The following is a 26,362-nucleotide window of genomic DNA, read 5'->3' as shown; positions in this document are numbered from 1 at the left end:
AGGATGTTATGACTGCGATTACCCCACCTGACGCCCATTTGATTGAGGAGGCTGAAGATCCTACCTTAATCCGTGCCAAAATTATTGCCGAAACGGCGCGTATCAGTTGGCTTGAGTTGCAAAAGTTTTATGCTGCGGGCAATGTGATCAGCGTGGAGCCGGTGGCCGATTTAATTGAAGTGGCGTTTGCTTTTAGTCAGGATAATAAAGCACAAGTTGCCGATTGGTTAAGTCAGGGCAGTATTCGTCGCACCACAGAGCAACAAGCGCAGCAATGGTATCAGGCAAAAACGGAGCTTTGGGCAGTGGTGATTTCGCCATGGATCTTAGTGCAAGACAAACCCTTAACAGAGCAACTAAACTAAGTTGTGACACACATATATTGGAGTGCTTGCCATGGATAACGCATACAAAACAGTGAAATGTTCACAAATCACCTTGTCGCAGCTGATGTTGCCTTCCCATTCTAACTTCAGTGGTAAAATCCACGGCGGTTACTTGTTGTCGTTAATGGACCAAATTGCCTTTGCTTGTGGCTCTAAGTTTAGCGGTAAATATTGCGTCACCGCATCGGTAGACCGCGTCGACTTTCTTAACCCTATTGAAGTGGGTGAGTTAGTCACACTGAACGCCTCTGTCAATTATGTGGGCGCGAGTTCGATGGTGGTGGGGATCCGAGTTGATGCCCAAAATATTCAAACGGGGCTGGTTAAGCATTGTAATTCGTCGTACTTCACGATGATTGCCAAAGACAGCGAAACGGGTAAACCGGTGCGGGTGCCACGGCTGCAATTAAAAAGTGAAGAAGAGATTATGCGTTATTTAAAAGCCGCGGAGCGAATTAGCTTGCGTAAACAACGTACTGCGTCGGCGGTGCCTTTTGATGGTGATGTAACACAAGCCATTCGGCATATCGAGCAACACCATGATGCCAAGGTGTCGCTGACGGCGGATGCCGTCAGCTTATAACGCGTTAGTAACCTGCAGCTTGCCCATCTTTGCGTGATTCAGAGGCGCCAATCCAAACGCCGTTGGCATGATCGCGCATAATAGCTTGATAGCCGCCATAGCCACCTAAGCCCCAGCGGATGTCATGGCCGCGTTGCTGTAACTCGCGCACGGTTTCAAAGGGCACACCGCGTTCTACCTCTATATAACCGCCATTTTGCAGGTAAGCGTCTTGGCCATCTGTTGGCTCAGTGCTCCCTAAATGCTGCCAGCGGGCGGCATCCCCCGCTTCTTGCAGGTTCATGCCATAGTCGACCATATTCACTAAGATTTGCACATGACCTTGCGGTTGCATCGCTCCTCCCATGACACCGTAGCTCATTAATGGTTTGTTATCTTTGGTAATAAAGGCCGGGATAATGGTATTAAAAGGTCTTTTGCCAGGTTGATAAGCGTTGGCGTGTTGTTTATCCATCGAGAATAATTGGCCGCGATCTTGAAAGATAAAGCCCAGGCCCGGTACGGTAACGCCTGAACCCATACCGCGATAATTACTTTGAATAAGCGACACCATATTGCCGTCTTTGTCTGCCGTGGTCATATAGATAGTATCGCCTTCGTACAGATTCGGGTTACCCGCATCAACCCGTTGTGCGGCGCGCTCACCAATCAGTTTTGCTCGCTCTTTGCCGTAGGCTTCTGAGATCAGGCCGGCAATCGGTGATTGATTAAAATCCATATCGGCATAAAACTTCGCGCGATCTTCAAACGCCAACTTTTTCGCTTCCACCATTAAGTGAATACTTTCGGCGCTGTTAAAACCCAGCTTGGCTAAATCAAAGTTTTTTAGAATTTGCAGCATTTGTAAGGCCGCAATCCCTTGGCCATTGGGCGGTAATTCCCACAGCGTATAGCCTTTGTAATCAACACCTACCGGCTCAACCCAATCTGAACGATGTTTGGCAAAATCGTCATAGCGTAAGTAGCCGCCGTTTTGTTGCATAAAGCTGTCAATTTTACGGGTGATCTCACCACGATAAAAAGCATCGCGGCCATGTTTAGCAATGGCTTTTAAGGTATTGGCGAGCGCGGGGTTTTTAAAAATCTCGCCTTTAACCGGCGCACGACCATTAATGGTATAAGTGCCGCTAAAATCGCCCGGTTGTTTACTTAAAATCGGCACGCTACGATCCCAGTAATAAGCAATGAGTTCGGTAACGGGGAAGCCTTTTTCGGCATAATGAATGGTAGGCTGCAGAATTTTCGGCATAGGTAATTTGCCAAATTTTTGATGCATCTCGAACCAGCCATCAACCGCACCTGGCACACTGATCGGCAACATGCCATGTGGTGGTAAATCGTGGCGGCCTAGCTTATCCAGCTCGGCTTTTAAGGTATCGTAACTCAGCCCCATCGGTGAACGGCCAGAGGCGTTTAAACCGTGCAAACGGCCAGTTTTCGCATCCCAGATAATGGCGTATAAGTCACCACCAATACCATTGCCGGTTGGCTCCATTAAACCCAGTGCGGCGTTAGCGGCAATGGCTGCATCAATGGCATTACCGCCTTGTTTCATGATATCCAGAGCGATTTGTGTGGCTAAAGGATGGCTGGTTGCGGCCATTGCTTCGGTTGCGATCACTTCTGAGCGGCTGGCAAAGTCTTTGCCTGTGATCCGATCAAAGGCTTGCAGCGGCATGCTAATTAACACGCTGAAACACAACAGGGGGATTTTATAGTTCATTTAATGGCTCCGTTGGTGGCTAGTACCAAGCTAACTTACGGGGGATTGTCGCCTCTGGCTAGTGGCTTTCGACCAATTGCCCCCCGTTAACGCTAAGGCGTGGGCAGTAAATGCGAGTTTAACGCGGCTTGCTCTATTGTTGTCAGCTTACTGGCGCGTTGTTGTGTATAATCGAATTTCACCATAACGGCAGTGCCGGATGCGCATTTTTGGCCGTTTTGCCAAGCCTCTTGATAAATATCAAAGGAACTACCGCCGATACGGCTGATCCAAGTCCGTAGCTCTACAGGGGCGTTATAGTGCGTTTGGGCATGGTAATTAATGTGAATGCTGGCGATAATCAGCGTCCAACGTTTGACGTCTAAATCTGGAGTGAAAATGCGAAAAACGCCTTGGCGGCCGCTTTCAAACCAGGTTGCAAATACCGTGTTATTTATATGGCCCAGCGCATCGGTTTCTGAGAAGCGGGGCTGCAAAGTTTCAGTAAACATAGTCAGGATTGCCTAAATGACCGATTTTATCGAAGTATACGATAATGCGCTAAGCCCGGCTCTTTGCCAACAGTTGATCCGTGCTTTTGACAAAAGCCCACATAAACAAGCGGGTCGTACCGGCTCTGGGGTAGATACCAGTAAAAAAATCAGTACTGACTTATATTTAAATCAATATCCTGAGTATCAACAACTACTGCAGCAAGTGATACAGATCACCTCGCATTATGCGCATGAGTATTTTAAAAAATACCATTTTGCCTTGATTGCCCCGGTTGGGATTACTACGCAAGATCCCATCACTCAGCAACCGCAGCCGGTGAACCATGATAATTTTGGCCAGTTTAGCCAAGAGCAAACCTTTGGTTTTATGCGTACCTTGTATCGGTTAGGGCCGATCCAAGCGCAAAAATATCAACAGGCAAAAGGCAACTATAACTATTGGCATTGTGAGGTGTACCCACAACTGCCAGATAACGAGCCGTTGCATCGCACTTTATTATTTATGTTTTATTTAAATGATGTGGCAGAAGGCGGTCAAACCGAGTTTTTTTATCAACAGAAATCCATTCAACCGCAACAGGGCCGCATGGTGATTGCACCGGCTTACTTCACGCACACGCACCGCGGTTGTACGCCGGTATCGAACGACAAATATATCCTCACCAGCTGGATTTTGTTTAATCGGGCAGAGCAATTATACGCCGCGCCCACTCGATAATTTAGCAATGCTTACGCAAATCTAAATGATAATAATTGTCATTGGTATTGATGGGTGCTATTCTTGCGCCCACTTTACTTGTTGAACCATTATTAAATTAGATAGGTTGCTATGAAATATCTGAATTATCATCCAATTGCTGCTGCCATTTTATGCTCATTCGCTGCTGCGAGTACTCAAGCCGAAACCGCTGAAGTGACCAGCCCTGATCAACAAGCCAGTAAAATTATGCCGGCTATCGAAGTGCTGAAAGTCAAAGGCCAACAGCAGAGCCATGTGTTTGATGAAACCGGCTCAGTTATCTTGATTGACCGCAAGCAAATAGAGCAAGTACAACCCTTATCTACCGAAGACGTACTGCGTCGCGTGCCAGGCATTAACATTAAAAGCGAAGAAGAAACCGCCATTGTCGCCAACTTTGGTATGCGCGGTTTATCGGCCAGTGAGTCAAAATCGTTATTATTAGAAGACGGTGTGCCAGTGGCACCGGGTTTATTTATTGGTAACGATCGCTATTTTAATACCCGTATTCAGCGTGTGGAGTCGGTCGAAGTGTTAAAAGGTTCGGCTTCATTACGTTATGGCCCTTCTACCATTGGTGGCGTAGTGAACTACATCACAAAAAATCCGGATGATGGCGTACAGTTATCTGCGCGTGTTGGCTCGTTCAATATGCAAGAAGTGAATGTAGAGGCGGGCGCCACTAACGCCGCTGAAGACGCTTTTGCGGGTATTGTTGCCACGCAAGCAAGCAGCGACGGCTTTATGGATAAAGGCTATGACATGTCAGATGTGATGGTCAAAGCCGGTATTGCTTTAAGTGACACGCAAAAAGTCGGGCTGAAGTTTGCTTATCATGAAAACGATGCCAATATTTCCTATCGTGGTATTTTCTTAGACGCTTTTGAAAATGGCGAGCGTTATAACGCTGCACCCGATGATTGGTATTTAACTGATCGTACGGCATTTGATTTAAACCATGAATTGCTGTTAAGCGACACCACTAAACTCAATACCCTCGTGTATTGGAGTGATATTACACGCGATTACTGGCGTTATGATGTTGATACGGCGGCGTCTAATGCTGCTGGTCGTTGGGTGTATGCTGATACCTTAACCGGCAATAACCGCAGCTTCGAACGTGTTGGTATTGAAAGCCGTTTAAGCTTTGATCAAGACTTCATGGGCGCCGCTGCTGCGACGGAGCTTGGCTTACGTTTAATGAAAGAAGAGGCCGATGATAACCGCATTCGTGCAACGCGTTTGTCGGATCGCTCAGGTGTTAACGACCGGCATATTATTGATTCTGCCACCAGTATTGCTGCTTATGCGCAAAGCCGTATCCAGTTAACCGGCGCTTTAGCCGTGACCCCAGGCTTACGTGTAGAGTCCTACGAGCAAAAACGTGTGGTGTTAACCGATAACGGTGCAACGGCCAAAACCAGCAATACGGAGTTTTTGCCAGGTGTCGGTGCTACTTATGAGTTAACCCCAGCCAGCCAGTTATATGGTGGTGTGTACCGTGCGTTTTCGCCGGCATCTAATGGTGTGGCGTTAGATGGTTTGGCTGATCAGTTGTTAGAAGGTGAGCAATCGACGAATTACGAGTTTGGCATACGTGGTAATGCGGGCGAGTTGAATTATGAAGCCGCCGCGTTTTATATGGACTTCACTAATCAAGTAGTAACCGGTAACAGTAACCCGAATTTATCCCAGTCGAACGCCGGTGCCACTAAGCATGCAGGGATGGAATTGGTACTCGGCTACAACCTCGGTGCGGGGTTTCGGATAGACAGTAATGCAACCTGGGTGCCGACGTCTGAGTTTGAAACCGGGGATTTTGCAGGTAATCGCTTACCTTATGCGCCTAAGTTACTCGCTAATATGGCACTAAGCTACAACATCGAAGCCGTAAGCTTGAGTTTATCGGCACATCACCGTGGTGAACAATATGGTGATGCCAGTAACCAAGTGGCGATTCCAACAACCGCGGCAGGCGGCATTTGGGGAGGCTTGTTACCGGCTTACACGGTGTATGATTTGTTTGCACAGTATCAGGTATTTGAAGGCTTTACCGTTTTTGGTTCTGTGAAAAACCTGACAGATAAAGACTACATTACGGGTTTACGCCAAGGTATTTATGTCGGCACTGAACGCTCTGTCGAAGCGGGCTTCCGTTATCGGTTCTAAGCAGGCCGCTGCTTATTAGAAAAACCCGCCGTGATTCGGTGATGCCGATCAGTTAAACACTAAACTGATCGGTATTACTGAGATATGGCGGGTTTTTTATTGCTTAATGCTCACCCGCTTTGACATCGGTAGCAGCAACTTAGTGCGCAGCACGGATCATTTTTAAATGTGGAATATCATCTTCTAGATAAGGCTCACTGGCAGCAGCAAAACCGAGATCTTGATAAAAGCGTTGTAAATAACACTGCGCTGAAATATGCACATCGGTATCAGGCCATAAGTTGGCGACTTCCGCTAATGTTCTTTCGACTAAGATTTTACCTAAACCCAATCGGCGTGCGGTTTGAGAAATGCACACGCGACCAATACCTGGAAAGCCTTTAAAGCTGACATCTGGCGCTAAAATACGTGAATAAGCGATCACTTTGTCGCCTTTTTTCAACATCACATGGCGTGTTTGCGGGTGTAAATCTTTATCGTCCAATTCCGGATAAGGACAGTTCTGCTCCACGACAAAGACATCTACTCGCAGTTGCAGTAATGAATAAAGTGTCAGGGTGTCTAATTCAGCGAAGGTAAGGACCTGCCATTGCATGCTGTAAACCTCTTTTTCTATCGAAACTGCACTATATCAGAGCAAGCTAGTGGGTTGCTACGGCCGAACGACAGGGAATGCTGCAATTTTACTGACGGGCATGGCAGAAATGCCTGCATTTAATGCCATAAAATCAACATGGTGCCCACAACGGTGCATAAAGCGCCTAACCATGCGCCCCAAGCCGGTGTGCGTTTATACACTAACCATAACATCGGCAGCACTAACACCGGGCTAATCGATGACAGCATCGCCACCATGCCGGCATCACCGTATTTTAGGGCCTGCAAAATCAAGGTCATGCCCAGCACCATCGATAAGCTGGCATTGATAATCACTAACCATAAAATGCGTGCTGTAATCGGCAAATGGCTACGCGCCACCTGAAAACCGAGTAAAAAAATCAGCAGATGTAATAGAAAACCGCTGCTCATGCGCACCGCTGAAGCGGCAATCGCATCAATAGCGGTTAGCATCAGTGGTTTTAGCATTAAGGTAGAAACCGCTTGGCAAAATGCCGCCAGCAAGCCTAAGGCTACGCCACTGGCTAAGCCATATTGATTGGTTTCCCAGATGTGTTGTTCTGCGCGACGTTTACCAAATAAAATCGCAATCATCACGCCACCCATTAGCATACTGCTGCCAACCAAGGTTAACCCCCAGAGGGTTTCACCAAGCCAAAAGTAAGCCAGAACCACGGAAAATAACGCATGGGTAGCGAACAATACACCGGCACGGCGCGGGCCTAAGCGATTCATCGCGGCAAACAGTGCGGTATCGCCAATCACAATACCAATGACACCGGAAACCGTTAACAGCAAGATGCTAGCACTGTCTAATGTGCGCCAACCCTCGGTAAGGAGCGAAATGCCCCAAAGCAACAGCATCGCCACCAGCATGCGATAGCGATTAAAGGCAAAGGCACCCAGATGCGTCGCGGCTTGCGCCGATAATAAACTGCCAAAGGCCCAGCAAGCCGCGGCAAGCAGCGCCAGATATTCAAAACTCACGCTGCGCTGCGCTTAAAAAATATTGGATGATAGGTAGCGATCTCCGCGATCGCAAATTATCGCAACCACTATTGAGCCTGGATTTTGTTCAGCGATTTGCAAAGCCGCGAACACCGAGCCTCCTGAGCTGACACCGGCGAAAATGCCTTCTTCTTTGGCCAGGCGCCGCATAGTATCCAGTGCGGCGTCTTGTTCAATATCGATCACTTGATCAACACGTTCGGCTTGAAAAAAGCCCGGCAGGTATTCAGCCGGCCAACGACGGATCCCCGGAATACTGGCGCCTTCGGCGGGCTGCAAACCAATGATTTGAATCGCCGGGTTTTGTTCTTTTAAATAACGCGAAGTGCCCATGATGGTACCGGTAGTGCCCATGCTGGAAACGAAATGGGTTATTTTGCCCTCGGTTTGCTGCCAAAGCTCAGGCCCCGTGCTGTGGTAATGCGCAGCAGGGTTATCCGTATTGTTAAATTGATCTAAAACGATACCTTTGCCATCAGCTTGCATTTGCATGGCCAAATCACGCGCACCTTCCATGCCTTGTTCTTTGCTGACTAAAATCAATTCTGCGCCATAGGCTCGCATAGAGGCTTTACGCTCTTCAGTGGCATTGGCGGGCATAATAAGGGTCATTGGATAGCCTTTGATGGCAGCTGCCATGGCCAAAGCAATACCGGTATTGCCACTGGTCGCTTCAATAATACGCTGCCCTGGCTGAATAGTGCCACGGCGCTCGGCCTCTGCAATCATATTCATTGCCGGGCGATCTTTCACTGAACCGGCAGGGTTATTGCCTTCGAGCTTACATAACACCACGCTTTGCGTGTGACTGGCCATACGTTGCAAGCGCACCAATGGCGTATTGCCAACATAGGCTTCGATGGTAGGAAAGGTCATAAGTTGCTCTCTTGAGATTGCGCGGTTAAGCGCATTAAATTATCACAAATCACGGCAGCGGCGATGCCAACATTTAATGATTCTGCGTTACCAAAGGCCGGAATAGTGATTTGACGATTGACCCAGCGGCCAACGTCTTGGCTAATACCGTTCGCTTCATTGCCCAGTACGATATAGCCCCCTAAGCTGTTTAAGCTTAATTGATGGATGGACTCGCCACCCAAATAGGCGCCATAAATGGGTTGCTGGGCGTGGCTTAATACTTCTGTTAACGGCAAATAGTGCAGTTGTACCCTTAAAAAAGAGCCTTTAGCTGCCGCAATCACTTTGGGGTTAAAGCAGTCGGCCGTGTCAGGTGAACAGACAATATGACGAATACCATACCAGTCGGCAATGCGAATAATACTGCCCAGATTACCTGGATCATTAATGTTATCGAGCACCAAGGTCCAGCTAGTGGCTGTCGGGCTAAAAGCAGGCCATTGCGGCATTGCCACCACTGCCAAGGCCGCGTCATTACTACTAAAAGTGCCACATTTTACCAGCTCATCACTACTGCAGGCTTGCAGGAGTTGTGCTGCTTTAATGGCCTGTGGCTGTGCGGTAATAAAGCGTTCGGTGGCAAAGAGGGCGCGTACTGTCCAACCCGATTCGAGTACTTCTAATACGGCTTTTTCACCTTCAACAAAAAACAGTTGCTCGGCTTTACGGTGTTTTTTCAGCTGAAGCGATTTAATCAGCTTAGCCCATTTAATGCTTATCATATTGCTGACTTTCGTGATCCAACATTGGGCTATTTTAACCAGACTTTGCGGTGCTGTCTGAAAATATGTCGGTTATTTTCTGCTTTTACCCTTGACTGTTAGGTTGATTGTCTCCAATTATAAAGTGCATGCGGTGTGATTGTGAGCTGCACTGGTAGTGACAACACACCGTTTTCAAAAGGAGTAGCCTATGCAAGTACAGATAAACAGTGACCGGCATATCCAGGCCGATGAACGTTTGGCCGAGTTTACCCGTGATACGTTAAACAGCAAATTAAGCCGTTTTGCCGATCATATTACTCGGGTTGAAGTGCATTTAAGTGATGAGAACAGCAGCATTAAGCGTGATGGCCATGATAAACGCTGCTTGTTAGAGGCTCGATTAGAAGGTGTTGAACCTGTTGCCGTAACCGAACATGCTGCAACGGTTGGCCAAGCCGTAACGGGCGCTGCCGATAAGCTACAACGTAAGTTAGCTTCGATTGTCGGTAAATTACGTGATAAACATAACCGCAAAGCGAGCCCAGATTTCTCTGAACTCGAAGAAGTTATCGAAGAGTAAACTGCCTTAAGCTATTTGCGCTGCGGCTTTCGCCAGCAGCGCCATCCATAGCCGCGTTAATCGCGGCTTTTTACTGGGTTATTTTTTATAACGTTGTTTGCCGTGGATCCACGTTTCTAAAGTAGTGGTTTGCCACAGTTCCGTCGCCGGTACGTTAAAAATATCCCGATCAACTAAGATAAAATCGGCCCAGCTGCCCGGTTGTAAATGCCCCATTTTATCTTCTTGAAACGCACCATAGGCTGCATCAACGGTAAAGGAGCGTAATGCCTCCACCAAGGTGAGGCGTTGCTCTGGCATCCAACCGCCTTCGGGCTGATTTTGTTGGTCTTGCCGTGTCACTGAGGCATGTAAACCATGAAACGGGTTGGCCAATTCCACAGGGAAATCTGAACCACCCACAATGATACTGCCTTGGTCGATAAAGGTTCGCCATGCATAAGCCCCACGTAAACGCGCCACACCTAAGCGATCACCGGCCATATTCATATCTGACGTGGCGTGCACTGCTTGCATTGCCGGTAACACATGTAAGGCTTTAAAGCGCGGAATATCTTTGGGTGAAACAATTTGCGCATGTTCAATCCGATGCCGCGCTTTAGCTAAATCAGCCAGCGGGCTGAGTTGTTCAAAGCGATCTAAAGCTAAACGATTGGCGCGATCGCCAATGGCATGCACATTAGCCTGAAAGCCGGCGCCAATGGTTAAACGCATAATTTCGGTGAGGGCATCGGGCTGTGTTACTAACAACCCTTGTTGGCCTGCACGGTCACTGTAGTCGCTAAGTAACGCTGCACCACGGCTACCCAGGGCACCGTCACCATAAATTTTTACCGACCGAATATCTAACCAGTCAGTTTGGTCATCCACTATACCTTTTTTAAACCAATCGGCGAGTTGCGGATCTTTGGCCGACAGCATCGGATAGATACGCACACCGAGTTGTTGCTGTTGTTGCAACTGCTGATACAAGGCGGCCAGCTCTGAGCTTACGCCAGCATCATGTACTGAGGTAATGCCTAAGGCTAATAGGTGGGCGAAAGCTTTGTCTAGCGCCGCTTCTTTATCTTCGTTGGTTGGCGCAGGGATCTTACTTTGTACTAAGCCCATGGCATTATCAATTAGCACGCCGGTGGGTTCGCCATTGGCATCGCGAATAATTTCACCGCCAGGAGGGTCGATCGTATCTTTCGTGATCCCCGCCAAAGCCAGTGCCTTACTGTTTACCCAAGCCGCATGCGCATCAACACGAACCAAATAAACCGGTCTGTCAGCGACCATTTCATCTAAACTGGTTTTGCTTGGGAAGGCTTTGCTATCCCAAAGCACCTGATTCCAACCGCGGCCCATTACCCATTGTTGTTTTGGGTTACTTTGCGCAAATGCCGCGACACTGGCAGCCGACTGTTTTTCACTGCTAATGCCACGTAAATCGGCTTGATTAAGGTAATCGCCTAAGCCGAGGACATGGCCATGACCATCAATCAGGCCTGGGAGTACCGTTTTACCTTGGCCATCCCATTGCGTCGCTTGGGCATACTGTTGGCGTAAGGTGCTATCGCCCCGCGCTAACACTTGCCCCGTTTCGTTATCAAACACTAAGGTTTGGAATTTGACTAATTGTCGTTGTTCATCAAAGCCATAGCCTTGGATATTATGAAGTACCACCGGGGCGGCACTGAGCGACAAACTGCAAAGGCAGCTGAGAAGTGCGACGGTTTTACGCAGCATAACGATACCTGTAAGTTGAGGAAAATTCCGTCAGACTATATCAGCTCTCTGTCGATTCGGGCAGGTGCTTGCGATAACATGCAACAAACTCGCTATTATATCTGTTAAACAGCGCTAAAGTGGGGATGCAAAACGTTGGCTGATGGCATAGAATGATTTTTTTTCAGTGCCGCTGCGAGCCTTCGCGGTGATGCCTTGCTAAGTGAATGCCGCAACCACATTCACCTTCATCAACCGATAAGAAAGAATGCAAAATGGTTAATAACTTCATCAATGATTTTCGGCGTCGTGTGCCGGCCTTGCATCAACGCCTTATGTTGGGTTGTTTGCTGGGCTTGAGTGTCTTGCTGGTGTTACCAAAACCACAGCAAACACAGCCAAGTGGCATGGGCGTATTACCGCTGATGCTGGGGATGGGCTTACAATATGCCCCGCAAAATTTCGAATTACTGCCGTTAGAGCAAGCGTTAAGTTGGGTACATCAACAACTGCAAACCGAGCCGGTTGAAGATCCCTTTGTCAAAGTTTACCAGATATCGCGTGGCGATAGTTTAAGCCGTATTTTTGCGCGTTATAACCTCAGTTACCAAACGGTCCAGCAGGTGATGGCCTCTGATGAATCCTTGCTGGCGCTTGACGTGCTGCACCCGGGTAATCGACTGACCTTGCAGTTAGATGATGTTGGTGAATTACAAAGCATGGAACTGTATATTCATGCCGGTAAAAAAGTGGTGTATCAGCGGGTCGCAGCAGATGAGTTTGCTTATCAAGAAATCGTGGATGAAGGCGTGTGGCAAAGCGATATTCTGGTGGGTGAAGTGTACGGCAGCTTTTATGTTTCCGCGCAGCGTGCGGGTTTAAGCGATGCGGATATCTATAACATTAATCAACTGTTTAAAGAGCGCTTGAATTTTTCGCGTGATATCCAAGCCGGCGCCCAGTTTCAAGTGCTGCGCAGTGAAAACTTCGTGGGTGAAGAAAGTACCGGGCAAAGTCGCATTGAAGGCATCCGTATTTTGAATCGTCGGCAAACCCTCAGCGCCTTTATGCATGAAGATGGCCAATATTATGATGCAAATGGCGACAGTTTAGAGCGTGCGTTCTCGCGCTACCCGCTGCAAAAGCAACAGCGCATCAGCTCGCATTTTAACCCGCGCCGCTTACATCCGATCACGCAACGGGTGTCACCGCACAACGGTACAGACTTCCCGTTACCCGTGGGTTCGCCAGTGTTAGCCCCTGCAGATGGCGTGGTCACTCGCATTGAAAACCATCCTTATGCGGGTAAATATATTGAGATCCAGCATTTTGGTCATTACAAAACCCGTTACTTACATTTAAGCCGCTTTCATGTGCAGCGCGGGCAGCGGGTTACCCGTGGTCAACGTATTGCCTTATCGGGCAATACTGGCCGCTCTACAGGGCCGCATTTACATTACGAACTGCATATCAATAACCGGCCCGTGAATCCGATGACGGCGCATATTCCATTAGCGAAGCCGGTATCTGCAGAATCCAGAGCCAGCTTTGCTAAACGTGTGAAGCAACTGACAGCACAAATGGAACAGCAAAGCTTACTGGCGAAAAACTCAGCCAGTAGTACGCTTGCGAATAACGCAGAATAAGTTTAACGCGTTGTTAAGCAGCATAAAAAAAGCCGGTGAAGTTTGCTTCACCGGCTTTTTTAATGGCGTTAAGCCTAAGGCGCTATCGCCAGATTAATATTTCGCAGCTTTGCCAGTCGCGGGTAATGATTGCAGAATAAACTCGCGTAAATCATCGTTTGATTTCTTTAAGTCTTCACTGCGCAGATACATCATATGGCCACTACGATAGCCTTTGAAGCTTAAACGGTCTTTCATTTTGCCGCTGGGATCCAGCTGCCACATATTATATTTAGCGTCAAAGTAGTTGGTGGCGCCATCATAGTAACCCGATTGCGTTAAGACCCGTAGGTAGGGGTTTTGCGCCATGGCTTGACGAAGATTTTCGCCGGTATTGTCATTACTGCTATCCCAAGGCCGCACATCACCGAACATATTGTATTTAATGTCGGTTTTGTAATTTAACTCGGTACGCAGGTAATGATTAATCGCTGGGGTAAATGAATGTAACCATGAGGTTAGCTCTGCCCAATAGTCAGGGCGCTCGCCAATATCGCTTTTATCAAGGCCAAGATAGCGTGAGTCTAAGCGTCCGACCGTTTGACCGCGATCACGTAATAGCTCTTTCCAAAAATACGCTGTGCTGATATCCAAATTGGCCCGCAGCACATTTTGTACACTAATACCCGAGTAGCGGCTGACTAAACCAGCAATACGCTGTTTTTCCGCATCGGCTAAGGAATTACCGCGCGCCAAAGCCGGTAGATACTCATTTAAGGTGAAGTTTTCCACTTCAGGCAAAATATCGTACAAATCTTTTTGCTGTAAATCGCTGGCCAGTGCTTGATGATACCACGCTGCCGCAGCGAAATAGGGTAGGCGGTTGGCTGCTTTAACCGGGCCTTGGCGTTCAATACCGATATCGGTAGGCGAAACCAAAACCACGCCGTTTAAATACATCCACTCGTTATTTTGTAAGGCTAACGCCAAGCCCGAAACCCGCGTTGTGCCATAGCTTTCACCAATTAAAAATTTCGGCGAGGGCCAGCGCTCATAGCGATTAACAAAGGTATTCACCCAAGCCGCTAAATAACGAATGTCGGCATTGACGCCAAAGAACATTTTTTGTTGTTGCTCGCGCGATGGCATTTTACCGTCAGGGCCAGGTAGCACACGTGAGAAGCCGGTGTTTACCGGGTTAACAAACACGATGTCGGCCACATCTAGCACTGAGTGGGGGTTGGCTTTGACGCCGTAAGGCTGGATCGGGAAGCCTTCATCGTCAATCACTAACGATTTTGGGCCGGTGTAAGCGATATGCATCCAAACCGATGCCGAGCCAGGCCCGCCATTAAAGGAAATCAGTAACGGCCGTTTAGTATTATCTTTAATATCGGTGCGTTGATAATACGTATAAAACAGCGTGGCCGTAGGATGGCCATTATCGTCCCAAACCGGTTGGGTGCCGGTATGGGCTTTATAGTTTACGCGTTGGCCATTAATTTCCGTGCGATGCTCGGTAACAATGGCGTTGTCTATATCAATGCTAATTTGCTCAGCTTGCAGTGAAACACTCAGTGATAACCCCAGTGTTAAACACAGCAGGCTGATATAACGTATTGCTTGCATAGTGATTTCTCGTGTTGCGTTAAAAACGGACAGCTTCGGTTCACCATAGCGCTAATTTTGCTGAAAACGAAGTGAGTTGCGATTGGTTACGGATTTTCAGGATAGGTGGTGCACCGTGAACGAAATACACATTGCTAATGCAAAGCATTCTTAATTGTATATCAATGATATACATGATTTTTTTGCCTGTTTGATGGCTTTGTACTATGCTGTACCACTAAATGCATTTAGCAGGAGTGAGTTATGCAAGGTGATTCTCAGGTACTGAGCAAATTGAATGAAGTACTGACGGCAGAACTGACCTCAATCAATCAATATTTTTTACATGCCCGCATCTATAAAAATTGGGGCTTAAAGGCCTTAGACGAGGTTTGCTACAAAAAATCGATTAAAGATATGAAGCAGGCCGATAAATTGATTGAGCGGATCTTAATGCTAGAGGGCTTGCCTAATTTACAAGCGCTGGGCAAATTGCGGATCGGTGAAGACACGCCAGAAATGCTGCAATGCGACGAGGCTTTTCAGTTAGAGCAACTGCCACTGTTAAAGCAAAGCATCGCCCTGTGTGAAAGTTTACAAGATTATGTCAGCCGCGACTTGTTAACTGACATCTTAGAATACGAAGAAAGTCATTTAGATTGGTTAGAAACGCAGCAGCACCAAATTAGCGCGCTGGGTTTACCGAATTATCTACAAGCGCAACTAGGAGGTGAGTAATGCAAGGTAGTCCAAAAGTCATCAGTGCGTTAAACACTTTACTGGCCAATGAATTAGCCGCTATGGATCAATATTTTATTCATTCTCGGATGTATGATGATTGGGGCCTGAGTAAGCTGTTTGCTCGCATCGATCACGAGTTTGACGATGAAAAAGGCCATGCTGCCGCGCTGATTGAACGTATTTTATTCTTGGGCGGTGTGCCGGATATGACGAAGCGTGATGCTATTCATGTCGGGCAAGATGTGCCGAGCATGCTGCAAAACGATTTAAACGTTGAATACACCGTGCAGAAGTTATTAAAACAAACCATGGCGTTGTGTGAGCAAGAGCAAGATTACGTCAGCCGCGATATGTTACAACAGCTGCTAGATGATACTGAGACCGATCACGCGCATTGGTTAGAGCAACAATTGCGCTTAATCAAAATGCTGGGCTTACCTAATTATCTACAAGCTCAACTCTAAGTTTTATATTACTGCGCGAGTCATCGCGATCCGCGCAGCCTTTCTTCAGTTTTTATGCCTTTCTTGTTATTACCTCTTCTATAGCCGGCTGCGCCGCCCTTTTTGTGTTAGTTAACGTACCTTTTTTGATTTCTTGTGCGTTTTAACGTGGAGACTTTGCGCTGAGCCTTGGCCTGGTAGTTCGAACATTAACCGCGCTTTATCGTAAAACCTCGACCACACATCGCGCTTAGCGAAATCGCATATTGTGATAATATCACTATTGCAGTATATTGTTACGATATAACATTTGATCTATCGCGTTGCTCTGAGAGGACCCAATGAACCAGAAAAGTGCTTTGGCGCTATTAATTGCCGCCAGTTTAACCTCCACTTCCGCCTTCGCTAACACGATCAGTGGGAAAATCGTCGACAGCAAGGGTAAGCCCTTAGCGAATGCCAGCTTAAATGTGGCTGGCAGTGCCAGTAAAACGGTGTCAGATGAAAATGGACAGTTTTTGCTCACAGATGTGCCGGTTAATCAAGTTGAAGTGCACTTTTCAGCGCGCCGTTATGGCCACAGTAATGCCCAATTTACTGTGCCTGCTAGCGGTTTAACCGATGTGACCTTAGTGCTACAAGCGAGCTCGATTGAAATTATCGACGTCACCATCAGCCCTTTACACGCTTCTATTATTGAATCTTCATTACCCATCAGTGTGTTAGCAGGTGACAAATTAAAAATGCAGCAAGCCACTACCTTGGGCGATACGCTCAGTAAGCAAGTGGGTGTGCATTCAACTTTTCAAGGTGGCGTGGCCAGTAGCCCGATTATTCGCGGTTTAGATGGTCCACGTGTTTTAATTATGCAAAACGGTTTAGATGCGGGTGATGCCTCTCGCGTTGGCCCAGATCACAGTGTCGCCACTGAAGCGAGTACCGCTAAGCAAATTGAAGTATTGCGTGGGCCTGCAACCTTATTTTACGGCAGCGGTGCTATTGGTGGTGTGGTTAACGTGGTAGATGAACGCGTGCCAAGCAACAGCACGCCGCGTGCAGAGTGGATAACCGAGTTACAAAGCGTGGATTCTGCGAAGCTGGTGGCGGGTAATATGGTTACTGGCAACAGTGATTATGCCGTGTATTTGGATGGTTTTTGGCGTGATAGCATTAATTACCGTACCCCAGGCGATTGGCAAGGTGAATTAGACGATCATTCTGACCATGACCATGATGAAGCCGAACACGATGAGGCAGAGCATGATGAGCATAGCACTAAGCGTATCGCCAATACCTTTAGTACCAGTAAAGGCTTTACCTTAGGCGGCAGCAAATTGCTGGAAAATGGTTTTGTAGGTATAGCTTACGGTCGCTTAGAGCGCGATTTTGGCATGCCAGGCCACAGCCATGGTGATGAAGAAGAGTTAACTCAAGCCGAGAAAACCCAAGATCGCGTTCAGTTGCAAAGCGAGCTGTATTTTAATGATCATTGGATAAGACAGTTTAATAGTCGTTTGGCCTTTACCGACTATCAGCATGCCGAAATTGAAGACGGTGAGGTGGGCACGGTTTTTACTAATAAAAGCCAAGAAGCCCGTTTCGAGTTACTGCACCGCCCATGGTTTGACTGGAAGGGTGGCTTAAGTCTGCATTATAAATTTAGTGATTTCGGCGCGGTCGGCGAAGAAGCTTTTTCTCCTCCATCAGAAACCCGCACCTTAGGTTTAGGTTGGATGACTGAGCGGCATTTCGGCCCGGTATTATTGCAGTTGGGTGCACGTGTTGAACAAGTAAGACTGGATGCCGCTGAAGTTAAATTAGTTGATTTAGAATTACATGGCGATGAAGCCGAGCATGCAGGTGAAGAGCATGGCGCTGAGATTGCCGATTTTGCTTTTGCTGAGCGCTATAATCCATTTAGCGTGTCGGCCGGTTTAGTGTGGGATTTCCAAGAAGGTTATAATGTTGGCCTGTCGTTCTCGCATGCTGAGCGCGCACCAAGCGCTGCAGAATTACTTTCGTTTGGGCCACACCTTGGCACACGTAGTTACGAAGTCGGCGCTTTGTTCCAATTAAATGAAGATCGCGATGGCTTTGAATTAAATGAAGCCACGCAAGGGCTAGAGCGTTCGCGCAATTTAGATTTAACGCTACGTAAGTTCCATGGCAATGTCGGGTGGGTGCTTAACGCCTTTTATAACCGCGTTAATAATTACTACTATGCTGGCAACACGGGTTTATATGCCGAGTTTGCGCATGAAGGTGAAGAGGCAGAGGCGGAGCATGATCACGCCGATGAATTGCCGGTTTATCTGTATACAACCGATTCCGTTACATTGCATGGTTTTGAAGGGCAGGTAAATTGGCAGTTAGATGAGTTTTATCATTTAACTGTGCAAGCCGATTATATTCGCGCTCGTTTACGTAGTGGCGGTGAATTACCGCGTACGCCGCCGCTGCGTTTAATGACTGAACTGGCTTATCAAGGTGAACAGTTCGATGCCGACTTCAGCATTAGCCGTTATTTTAAGCAAGATAACACGGCCACTTTAGAAGAGGCGACACCGGGATACACTATGGTCGATGCCAGTGTTAGCTATCGCTTTAACTGGGGGCAACAAGCTTTAGTAGCTTATGTGAAAGCACAAAATATCACTGACGAATTAGCACTGGTGCACACCTCGTTTCTAAGAGATGTTACACCGCTACCCGGTCGTAATTTCGCTCTAGGCCTTCGTGGCAGCTTCTAGAGCATCAGCAGGGCTTTTAAGAAAAAATGGCAGCATCGCGCTGCCATTTTTTATTGGGTAAGCGCCCATCACTCACACACTCCTCCGACCACACTCTGAGACAGATCCGACCACACTCAGACACCGGTAAGACCAGTCTCTGAGACAGGTTTGACCACACTCCGGTACAGGTCAGACCATACTCAGAGACGTTTGGTTTATTTGTTTGCTATTTGGTTATGGTTGGTCTACATTATTTTTACATTTTTCACTGAGGGAATTAATGATGAAAAAACTTTTAGTAATTAGCGCGGTAGCACTGGCGGTGATGACAGGCTGTGCCCAACAAAGCACCTCTTTAGATGTGACAACCATGCAACAAGCGGCAGCAGCAATAGTGGTGAGTCCGAACGATCAGCGGCAATACAAAACGCTGACCTTGCCCAATAAGTTGGCAGTAGTGTTAGTTTCTGATCCTGCGTCCGAAAAATCTGCCGTGTCGCTCAGTGTCGGTGCGGGTATGTTACAAGATCCGATGTCGCAGCAAGGTTTAGCGCATTATTTAGAGCATATGCTGTTTATGGGAACCGAGCGTTATCCTGATCCTGCCGAGTACGCCGGTTTTATGAGCCTGCATAACGGCGCTTACAATGCTTATACTTGGTTAGATATTACCAACTACATGTTTGAAATTAATAACAATGTGTATGACGAAGCCTTAGACCGTTTTTCAGATTTCTTCAAATCTCCGAAGTTTTACCCTGAGTACTCAGACAAAGAACGCAATGCCGTGAATGCGGAGCAGTCGATGCGTCGTGAAATGGATTTCCTTGGTCAATTTGAATTGATGCGCCGGATGTTTGGTGATCACCCTTCAAATCGTTTTTTGGCCGGTAGCTTAGAGAGTTTAAGCGATAAACCGGACAGTAAATTGCATGATGAGATGTTGCAATATTATCAGCGCTATTATTCGGCCAATAATATGAAGTTAGCCATGATCAGCAATTTACCGTTAGCTGAAATGGAGCTGCTGGCGTTAAAGCATTTTGCCGCCATTGAAAATAAAGACATTGCCATTCCCAGCGTGACAACACCCATAGATAACCGTTTATTTGGTGCTAAGCGCATTCATTATGTGCCAAATCAGGATATTAAACAGCTACGCCTCGACTTTACCATTCGGGCCAATTTAGAAAAATACGCGGTAAAACCCAATGAATATATCAGTTACTTGCTGGGTTCAGAAATGCCGGGTACGGCAGCGGCACAGTTGAAAGCCGCTGGGCTTATTTCCAGCATGAACGTGTCAGCGAACCCAGATTTTTATGGTAATTACGGCAGCCTAACGATTGATCTGAGCCTGACCGATGCCGGTATGCAGCAGCGCGAGGCGATTACCGCGGTAGTGATGCAGTACTTAGCCTTAATTAAAGAGCAAGGAGTTGATAGTAAATACTTTAATGAAATTAAAACCAGCCTGAGTAACCAATTTCAATTTTTAGAAAAAACCGATGGTTTTGGTTATGCTTCACAGTTAACCGCCTCGATGTTGAAACTGCCAGTCAAAGATGTGGTCGCCGCACCCTATTTATATGAACGCTTTGATGCCGCAGCGATAGAAGAGGTATTAGCGCAACTCACCCCAGAAAACTTGCGTTTGTGGTATATCAGTAAGCAAGAGCCACACGATAGCGAGCTGGTGCGCCATGTCGGTAAATATAAAATTGTTGATATTAGTGCAGAAGAGCAAGCGGCGTGGCAGCAACCAATAGTGGCGCTGAACTTACCGCAAGTGAACCGCTTGTTGCCAGAAAGCTTTGCCATTAAAACGCCCATCGAGCAGCAAAAACCCACCTTAGTACACGAGCAAGCTGGCATTAAAGCGTGGTTATACCCCAGTAAAGTCTTTGCCGACCAACCTAAAGGCCGTTTAGATATTGTGCTAAATAGCCCGGCGGCGCAAAACAGTGTGCAGGCAAAAGTCGCCTTTGCTTTATGGCGCGATCTCTACAATTTAGCGCAAAGTGCCTTAGCGACTGAGGCGCAGGCTGCGGGTATTAGCATGTGGCTGAATGATGGTAATGGCTTAACACTGAATTTAGATGGTTTTACCGATAAGCAACCCGAGTTATTAGAGCAAGTGTTAGCGGGGTTAACACCGGCGATAACCGAAGAAGGGTTTGACCAAGCGGTTGATCGCTATGTGCGAGGTATTGCTAACCAAACTCGGCAAGTGCCGTTTCGCCAAGCGTTTTGGGCTTTTAACAGTCTCTATCGTGGCGGTAACTATAACCCTGAGCAACTGATAGCCGCCGCTAAGCAAATGACGTTAGCAGATTTACAACAGGTGATCAGCAACACACTGCTGAACAACGAAGTACGGGTGTTTGCCTTTGGTAACTATGATAAACAAGAGGTAGTCGCTTTAGTCAGTAAGTTGCAAGCGGCTTTACCTGCAGTACGGCAAACCACCGCTTACACACAAAGCCCATTTTGGCAGCCAACGCCGGGTAAAAGCATCGTGTTGCAGCGCGATATTGATGTAACCGACGTAGCGCTTATCGATATGCATGTGCATCCCACTAAAGGCATGGCACAGCGTGCTGCAGCCAGCGTGTTAGCATCGCACTTTAGTAATCAAGCCTTTGATAAGCTGCGTACCGAAGAGCAACTGGCTTATGCGGTGGGCGGCACGGCAATTGACCTAGATGAATACACCGGTTTTGGTTTGTATATTCAAACACCGGTAAAAGGTCCGGCCGATATGCAGCAACGTTTTGACGAGTTTAAACAGCAATACTGGCTTAGCTTACAACAGGTAACGCCCGAGCAATTTGCGCAATTAAAGCAAAGCTTATTGTTAAGTTTGAATGAACCGCCGAAGAATCTGTTTGAAGAAATGCAGCCACTTGTCAGTGATTGGTATCGTGAGCGTTTTGAGTTTGATAGCAAAGCGAAACTGATTGCCGCAGTAGAGCAGGTGAATTTGGATGACGTCAAAGCCTTTTATCAGCAAACGCTATTAAACCCTGATGCCGCACGTATTTCGGTGCAAATGCGTGGTACCAGCTTTAAAGATCAACCTTTTGCTACCTTGCCTAATCAGCAAGTGGTGAAAGATTTAGCCGAGTTCCAAAAAACCATGCCGAAGCAATAAGCTTATTTAGCAACAAAAAGAGAGGGCAGCCTGCTAAGGCTGCCTTTTTGATCATGCGGGATCTGCACAGTGCTAGCTAAGGCTTACTCCCAGCGCGCTTCCTCTTTTTTGATAATAAAATCGATCGCTTTTCCGGCACAGGTTAACTGCGCGATACGTTTTGGTGAGCCATCTTCATGCAGGTCGACTAAGCCGATACCCGCCTGATTTAATAAGCGCTCACCGCGCTGCGCATTATCGGGTTTATGCGGCACTATGCGCATGCGCCGACGTTTTGTCAGCCAGTTTAAAGGCGAGCGGGGGGAATATAACCAACGATTTAACCGGTCTAAAATATCCAGTAAACGGCTAGGGAACTGGTTTTTTAAGCCACTGCTGGTAATTTGCCAAATATCCGGCCCAGCGGCTTTGCTGCGTAAATGCACTTCATACACAAAAGAATAATGCACATCGCCTGATAAAATCACAAAGTGTTTGGGCGTTTTGGGGTGTCGAAATAAATTGAGCATGGCATGCGCAGTTCCACGATGGGCCATCCAGTTCTCCGCATCAACGAGCAGCGGCCGACCAAAAAAAGTAAAGATTTTTTGAATATTCTCAATCAGCTTTACCCCAAAAATCGGCGCTGGCGCTACCAGCACCACAGCATCGTGCCCAAGCAGGTTTTGCTGCAACTCGGTAATGGCTTCCCAATCCAATAAACCCGAAGGGCGGTTAATATTCACTTCAGAACGCCAACGGCGAGTACGGGTATCTAACACCAATAACGGCGGCTCGGTTGGCCATTGGTAATGCCACTGCTGAAACTGTAATAATTCACTGATCAGTGCTTCATGTTCAGGGCCGCCGCTGTGGCTTAAGGCTTGCTCAACGCGATCGAGTAATGCGCTGGAGAAATCGGTCGGCTTGTTGCCCCAACCTTGACAAAGCAAGTAGCTCAGTAGGGCATTACCGATAATGCGCCTAGAAAAATCATGCTCATAAGCAATTTTTTCCCACTCTGCCGTGAGGTTCCAGTCATCGCTCACATCGTGATCATCAAAGATCATCGCTGTTGGTAAATGCGCCAGTACACGTCTTACCTTGGCTAACCCTGCTGCGAAAGTTTCAATCAACTGCTGTTGTTGCTGATAACGTTCAAGTTCATCGTGAGATAATTGCGACTTTAAGGTTGAGCATAACGCCAGTGAATCAGGTTGCCAGCCGGCGGGCGACCAAACGAGTAAATACATGCCGAGCATTTCTGCGGCGCTAATTAAATGGTTACGCGCCGTATCAGTGGTAAACACCGGTTTTTTCACACCGCGAAAAACCTGGCTGAGCATCGCTTCGCTGGCTTTGGTTTTGGGGAGTAAGGTATGTCGCTGATAATAATGCGGTGTTTGCTGGTGCAGAGTATCGGCATCGCTAACCCGAGAACAGGGCAGGTTTTCATTGTGAAAACCTAATTGATTAATTAACTGATGTATCGCCTGTAACATCGGTGCCGCCACATCATCGGCATAAATTTGATCGCCACTGAGCAACAATAATGCCGGCCACTCAGTCACCTCTTGTTGCTGCAATAGCAAATCGGCGGCAAGTAAACCATCTTCACAGTCGGCATGCGGTTTGCGGCAAGAGCCATGTAACAAGCGTTGTAGTTTCGGTTGTATGATAAAGCCCGGGTTATCGCGCCCAGCATAAACAAGATCCGGCGCCCATTGTTGCCAGCCTTGCCATTTGGCTGGCTCTGATGCACGGGGCGCGACTTGTAAATCGTAGCTGATCCACACCGCTTGCGGTAACGCTGCCGTTAGCGGCAGTTGCAATAATTGTAAGTGCAGTTTTTCCGCGCAGCGAATACTGCGGCAATACTGACTTAAGGCCGCAGCGTCAAAGCTAAGCGGCTGTTGGCCGGTGGGGGTCAGTGTGAGTTGCAGCTGAACCGGCTCACGAGTGGCGAGCCAGAACGTCACCGTTGTTGGTGTTAAGGCGCGTAGCATAGGCCCTGCCAACACTAATGGCAGTGTTGGCGGTTCGTTGGGCTCTGCTGCGCGGGTCATGGTTTGTGTTATCGCAGGGTAAAGCTTTACTATTTAGAATCATATCTGGAAAAACTCTGGAAAGCCTTTGTAATTAAGACTAACAGAGCTTTTTCAGAAAAAGAAAAAAATTGTGGAAAAACGACAAAAATACATTGTCTGGAAAAATTATTTTCCAGAGTTTATTTTAAGCGGCGCTAGTGCGTCTGATGCAGTTGCTTGGTCAAGAAAGTGGTCAAAGTTCTGTTTCAGTTAAAAGGGCATTAAAATGGCTTGTAATGAAGGGACTGGTTGTTCAGGCAGGAAAACTAAGAAGCCCTAGCTGGGGTCTAACCGAAGAAGGGCGTAAACTTTATAACAGTGGAATAACATCTTGTGATTAAGAGCAATTAACCAAATACCCCAAAATTCTGGGAAATTAAAACTCAGAGGAGCACCTCAGAATATAGAAAAGACCTGTTGCCGGTATTGACCAATTAACTGAAATGGAACCCAGGACGCAGGAGGACTTTTTTCATTTTGTTCAGTTTTTGTAAAATGCCAGTTCGTTTCTGAGATTGTACTGTCTGCTTTGGCATCGCCTTTAGTTTCTGATTTCGTTCCTGCTGATGGTGTTTCGGATGCAGATTTTCTCTCAAATTTATCAAACTTTACAATCATTTGAGGCACATCTTCCTTCAATCGTTTGGTGAACTCGGTCAAGGCGGGCTCCGCAAAAGTAATAAGATAGGCTTGCTGATTTTTGATATTGGCCATCAACCTCAAAATGCGACCAAGCACTTGACGATAGAACAACTCAGTCCGAACAGTGCTTAAATGAGCGCATACTCTCAGCCTGGGAATATCTGTACCTTCACTCACCATGGCAACACTGACAATCCACTGCGTATTGGATGTTCTAAAATTATCAATAATTTCTTGAGGGTTAGTTTCTTTATAAGAGACTAATACTGATGATTGACCAAACTCACTGATTAATAGTGCTTGGATACGGATCGCTGCATCAACAGAGCTCGCCACCACCAGTCCACCTGCTTCTGGGTGTTCCTGCCTGACGTCAGCCAATTTCTTTACGGCGATGGACAACGTATAACGCAACGCCTCCGTGTCGTTAAGGATGCGGCTATATTGCAGATCCGCTTCAGTCATCGCCATGCAAAGTGAGCTGTAGTTTTTTTGATTTACGGACAGGTTATCGTTATCAATTAATGTAATTTCAGGCAGACGACAGACATTATCTTGAATCGCCTCAGTCAAACCATAGACATAATCCAGCTGGATGGCGAAATCTGGCTTTATGTAACGCGCTAATGATATTGGTGCTTGATCTGTGCGCCATGGGGTGCCTGTCATAGCTAATATGTAATTAACGTTATCGCTAATATTAGTCAATATTTCCCTTCCCCAGGAATTTGATAACTCGGTATCATGACCACCACAATGGTGAATTTCATCGAAAACGGCAAACACACGGCTGCTTTGTAAAAATGACCAATCCGCACTTTTACTGGTGGTCAAAAATTGATAGGTGAATACGCCACCGGCTGCGCCTAACTTTCCATGCATTGGCCTGCCCAAGATTTTGGCAAAAGTAGATTCTATGCTTTTTTGAACGGCTACGGAGGGGGCAAAGCAGACTACGTAGTCAATCATATTTTCAGAAAACAGATATTTAGCAAGTGTAGCAGCCATAATCGTTTTACCGGCCGCAGGAGTTGCTAATGCCATGAAATGTTTTTGACCGGTTTTAAAGGCTTTAAACGCCTGAGTTGAGCACTCTTCTTGCCAGTGTCTTAATCTCATTGATGCTGACTCTTCATGATATTTTCAACCGCAAGGAGTCGACCACGTAATTGAAATGCACGTTCTTTGGCTGCCTGAAAATTCCGATTTAACTTTGCGCCTTGCTCTGGGAATGCATTTAATAGTTCTTGATACTCTTGGATTTCTGCGCTGGTTGTGGCCAATTCTGAGCTGTAAGCGTTTAGCCGTTTATTTAATGACTCAAGAAAAGCAATGGGTTCGGGATGCAGGGAGCTTGTATGACTTTCCTCTGGCATTTGAAGATACTGTTTTTGCATTAATGGGGTGACGACGTAAACATTTTCTTTTGGATCTTTTGCTTTCACCAGCTCAAGCATGCCGCTCTTCTTCAGATTCCAAATATTTTTATAAAGCCCCTTAGCAATATTCACTGAAGTTTCTGTTACTCCTTGAGTAGCATAGAGTTTTCGTAGTTCGTCCAAAGTAAATGAATGTAGCTCATTTGCTTTGATGGTATCGATAATAAAGCTTTTAACTGACATACCGCTTGCTCCGGTTTTTTTTGGATATCGAGGAATAGATAAATCCAAAGGATTCCTTAGTATAAGGGAGGATGAAAACCTAAGACAATCTTTGGAT

General features: G+C 47.0%; 21 protein-coding genes. 10 read left to right on the top strand and 11 right to left on the bottom strand.

The genetic code is table 11. The features are described 5' to 3' along the window. Window positions 1-8 precede the first annotated feature (8 nt). On the top strand, window positions 9-365 hold the full coding sequence (locus L1N97_RS04630) for a DUF2288 domain-containing protein (protein ID WP_229584704.1): 357 nt from the start codon (window positions 9-11) through the stop codon (window positions 363-365). Between the two features lie 31 nt (window positions 366-396). After that, window positions 397-969 (top strand): acyl-CoA thioesterase, encoded by a 573-nt coding sequence (locus L1N97_RS04625; protein WP_229584705.1) that lies wholly within the window; start codon window positions 397-399, stop codon window positions 967-969. Between the two features lie 4 nt (window positions 970-973). Here the strand turns inward: L1N97_RS04625 and ggt are convergent, their stop codons facing one another. Beyond that, window positions 974-2,692 (bottom strand): gamma-glutamyltransferase, encoded by a 1,719-nt coding sequence (ggt, locus tag L1N97_RS04620; RefSeq protein ID WP_236128951.1) that lies wholly within the window; start codon window positions 2,690-2,692, stop codon window positions 974-976. A 92-nt stretch (window positions 2,693-2,784) separates the two neighbouring features. Beyond that, window positions 2,785-3,183 carry an acyl-CoA thioesterase gene (locus L1N97_RS04615; RefSeq protein ID WP_226750413.1) on the bottom strand — a complete coding sequence of 133 codons (399 nt, stop codon included), beginning with the start codon at window positions 3,181-3,183 and terminating at the stop codon, window positions 2,785-2,787. 16 nt (window positions 3,184-3,199) lie between these two features. Here L1N97_RS04615 and L1N97_RS04610 point away from each other — a divergent pair, with 16 nt between their 5' ends. Then, window positions 3,200-3,904, top strand: a complete 705-nt coding sequence (locus tag L1N97_RS04610; RefSeq protein ID WP_236128950.1) for a 2OG-Fe(II) oxygenase — start codon at window positions 3,200-3,202, stop codon at window positions 3,902-3,904. 111 nt (window positions 3,905-4,015) lie between these two features. Then, window positions 4,016-6,094 carry a TonB-dependent receptor family protein gene (locus tag L1N97_RS04605; RefSeq protein ID WP_229584708.1) on the top strand — a complete coding sequence of 693 codons (2,079 nt, stop codon included), beginning with the start codon at window positions 4,016-4,018 and terminating at the stop codon, window positions 6,092-6,094. Window positions 6,095-6,233: 139 nt separating this feature from the next. Here L1N97_RS04605 and L1N97_RS04600 read toward each other — a convergent pair whose 3' ends face one another. The 4 genes from L1N97_RS04600 to L1N97_RS04585 all read right to left on the bottom strand — a co-directional run bounded on the left by L1N97_RS04600 (window position 6,234) and on the right by L1N97_RS04585 (window position 9,360). Next, complete coding sequence (locus tag L1N97_RS04600) at window positions 6,234-6,689, bottom strand: GNAT family N-acetyltransferase (RefSeq protein WP_226750410.1); 456 nt, start codon at window positions 6,687-6,689, stop codon at window positions 6,234-6,236. Window positions 6,690-6,808: 119 nt separating this feature from the next. Continuing rightward, entirely contained in the window at window positions 6,809-7,699 is an 891-nt protein-coding gene (locus L1N97_RS04595; RefSeq protein WP_229584709.1) for a DMT family transporter, read from the bottom strand. A gap of 12 nt (window positions 7,700-7,711) precedes the next feature. After that, complete coding sequence (cysM, locus tag L1N97_RS04590) at window positions 7,712-8,596, bottom strand: cysteine synthase CysM (RefSeq protein ID WP_236128949.1); 885 nt, start codon at window positions 8,594-8,596, stop codon at window positions 7,712-7,714. Further along, window positions 8,593-9,360 carry a TrmH family RNA methyltransferase gene (locus L1N97_RS04585; RefSeq protein WP_236128948.1) on the bottom strand — a complete coding sequence of 256 codons (768 nt, stop codon included), beginning with the start codon at window positions 9,358-9,360 and terminating at the stop codon, window positions 8,593-8,595. Before L1N97_RS04585 ends, cysM begins: the two co-directional genes overlap by 4 nt. 190 nt (window positions 9,361-9,550) lie before the next feature. On the opposite strand from L1N97_RS04585, the gene L1N97_RS04580 reads away from it, so the two are divergent. Then, a complete protein-coding gene (locus tag L1N97_RS04580) occupies window positions 9,551-9,922 on the top strand; it encodes an HPF/RaiA family ribosome-associated protein (protein WP_226750406.1) in 372 nt (123 codons plus the stop codon). Between the two features lie 78 nt (window positions 9,923-10,000). Here L1N97_RS04580 and L1N97_RS04575 read toward each other — a convergent pair whose 3' ends face one another. Next, window positions 10,001-11,653 carry an amidohydrolase gene (locus L1N97_RS04575; protein WP_236128947.1) on the bottom strand — a complete coding sequence of 551 codons (1,653 nt, stop codon included), beginning with the start codon at window positions 11,651-11,653 and terminating at the stop codon, window positions 10,001-10,003. A gap of 254 nt (window positions 11,654-11,907) precedes the next feature. Here L1N97_RS04575 and L1N97_RS04570 point away from each other — a divergent pair, with 254 nt between their 5' ends. Continuing rightward, window positions 11,908-13,278 carry a peptidoglycan DD-metalloendopeptidase family protein gene (locus tag L1N97_RS04570; protein WP_236128946.1) on the top strand — a complete coding sequence of 457 codons (1,371 nt, stop codon included), beginning with the start codon at window positions 11,908-11,910 and terminating at the stop codon, window positions 13,276-13,278. Window positions 13,279-13,371: 93 nt separating this feature from the next. On the opposite strand, the gene L1N97_RS04565 is transcribed toward L1N97_RS04570, so the two are convergent. Further along, the gene (locus tag L1N97_RS04565; protein ID WP_236128945.1) at window positions 13,372-14,886 is read right to left on the bottom strand and encodes a S10 family peptidase; all 1,515 of its coding nucleotides are present in this window, start codon (window positions 14,884-14,886) and stop codon (window positions 13,372-13,374) included. 243 nt (window positions 14,887-15,129) lie between these two features. Here L1N97_RS04565 and bfr (L1N97_RS04560) point away from each other — a divergent pair, with 243 nt between their 5' ends. From bfr (L1N97_RS04560) to L1N97_RS04545, 4 genes are all read left to right on the top strand, one after another. Further along, window positions 15,130-15,603 (top strand): bacterioferritin, encoded by a 474-nt coding sequence (gene bfr / locus L1N97_RS04560; protein WP_226750402.1) that lies wholly within the window; start codon window positions 15,130-15,132, stop codon window positions 15,601-15,603. Further along, entirely contained in the window at window positions 15,603-16,070 is a 468-nt protein-coding gene (gene bfr, locus L1N97_RS04555; RefSeq protein ID WP_226750401.1) for a bacterioferritin, read from the top strand. Before bfr (L1N97_RS04560) ends, bfr (L1N97_RS04555) begins: the two co-directional genes overlap by 1 nt. 320 nt (window positions 16,071-16,390) lie before the next feature. Further along, on the top strand, window positions 16,391-18,799 hold the full coding sequence (locus L1N97_RS04550; protein WP_236128944.1) for a TonB-dependent receptor: 2,409 nt from the start codon (window positions 16,391-16,393) through the stop codon (window positions 18,797-18,799). A 265-nt stretch (window positions 18,800-19,064) separates the two neighbouring features. Beyond that, window positions 19,065-21,935, top strand: a complete 2,871-nt coding sequence (locus L1N97_RS04545) for an insulinase family protein (RefSeq protein ID WP_236128943.1) — start codon at window positions 19,065-19,067, stop codon at window positions 21,933-21,935. An 83-nt stretch (window positions 21,936-22,018) separates the two neighbouring features. Here L1N97_RS04545 and L1N97_RS04540 read toward each other — a convergent pair whose 3' ends face one another. The 3 genes from L1N97_RS04540 to L1N97_RS04530 all read right to left on the bottom strand — a co-directional run bounded on the left by L1N97_RS04540 (window position 22,019) and on the right by L1N97_RS04530 (window position 26,313). After that, window positions 22,019-23,980, bottom strand: coding sequence for an alkaline phosphatase D family protein (locus L1N97_RS04540; protein WP_236128942.1), 1,962 nt, complete (start codon window positions 23,978-23,980; stop codon window positions 22,019-22,021). A 417-nt stretch (window positions 23,981-24,397) separates the two neighbouring features. Further along, entirely contained in the window at window positions 24,398-25,762 is a 1,365-nt protein-coding gene (locus tag L1N97_RS04535; RefSeq protein WP_236128941.1) for a DEAD/DEAH box helicase, read from the bottom strand. Beyond that, window positions 25,759-26,313 (bottom strand): hypothetical protein, encoded by a 555-nt coding sequence (locus L1N97_RS04530; protein WP_141686156.1) that lies wholly within the window; start codon window positions 26,311-26,313, stop codon window positions 25,759-25,761. Before L1N97_RS04530 ends, L1N97_RS04535 begins: the two co-directional genes overlap by 4 nt. Between the last annotated feature and the right edge of the window lie 49 nt (window positions 26,314-26,362).

The sequence above is a fragment of the Rheinheimera sp. UJ63 genome (assembly GCF_021568285.1).
GTDB lineage: Bacteria > Pseudomonadota > Gammaproteobacteria > Enterobacterales > Alteromonadaceae > Alishewanella > Alishewanella maricola.
Note: the sequence above shows the minus strand (reverse complement) of the source record. Positions and strands in the feature narration are given on the sequence as shown.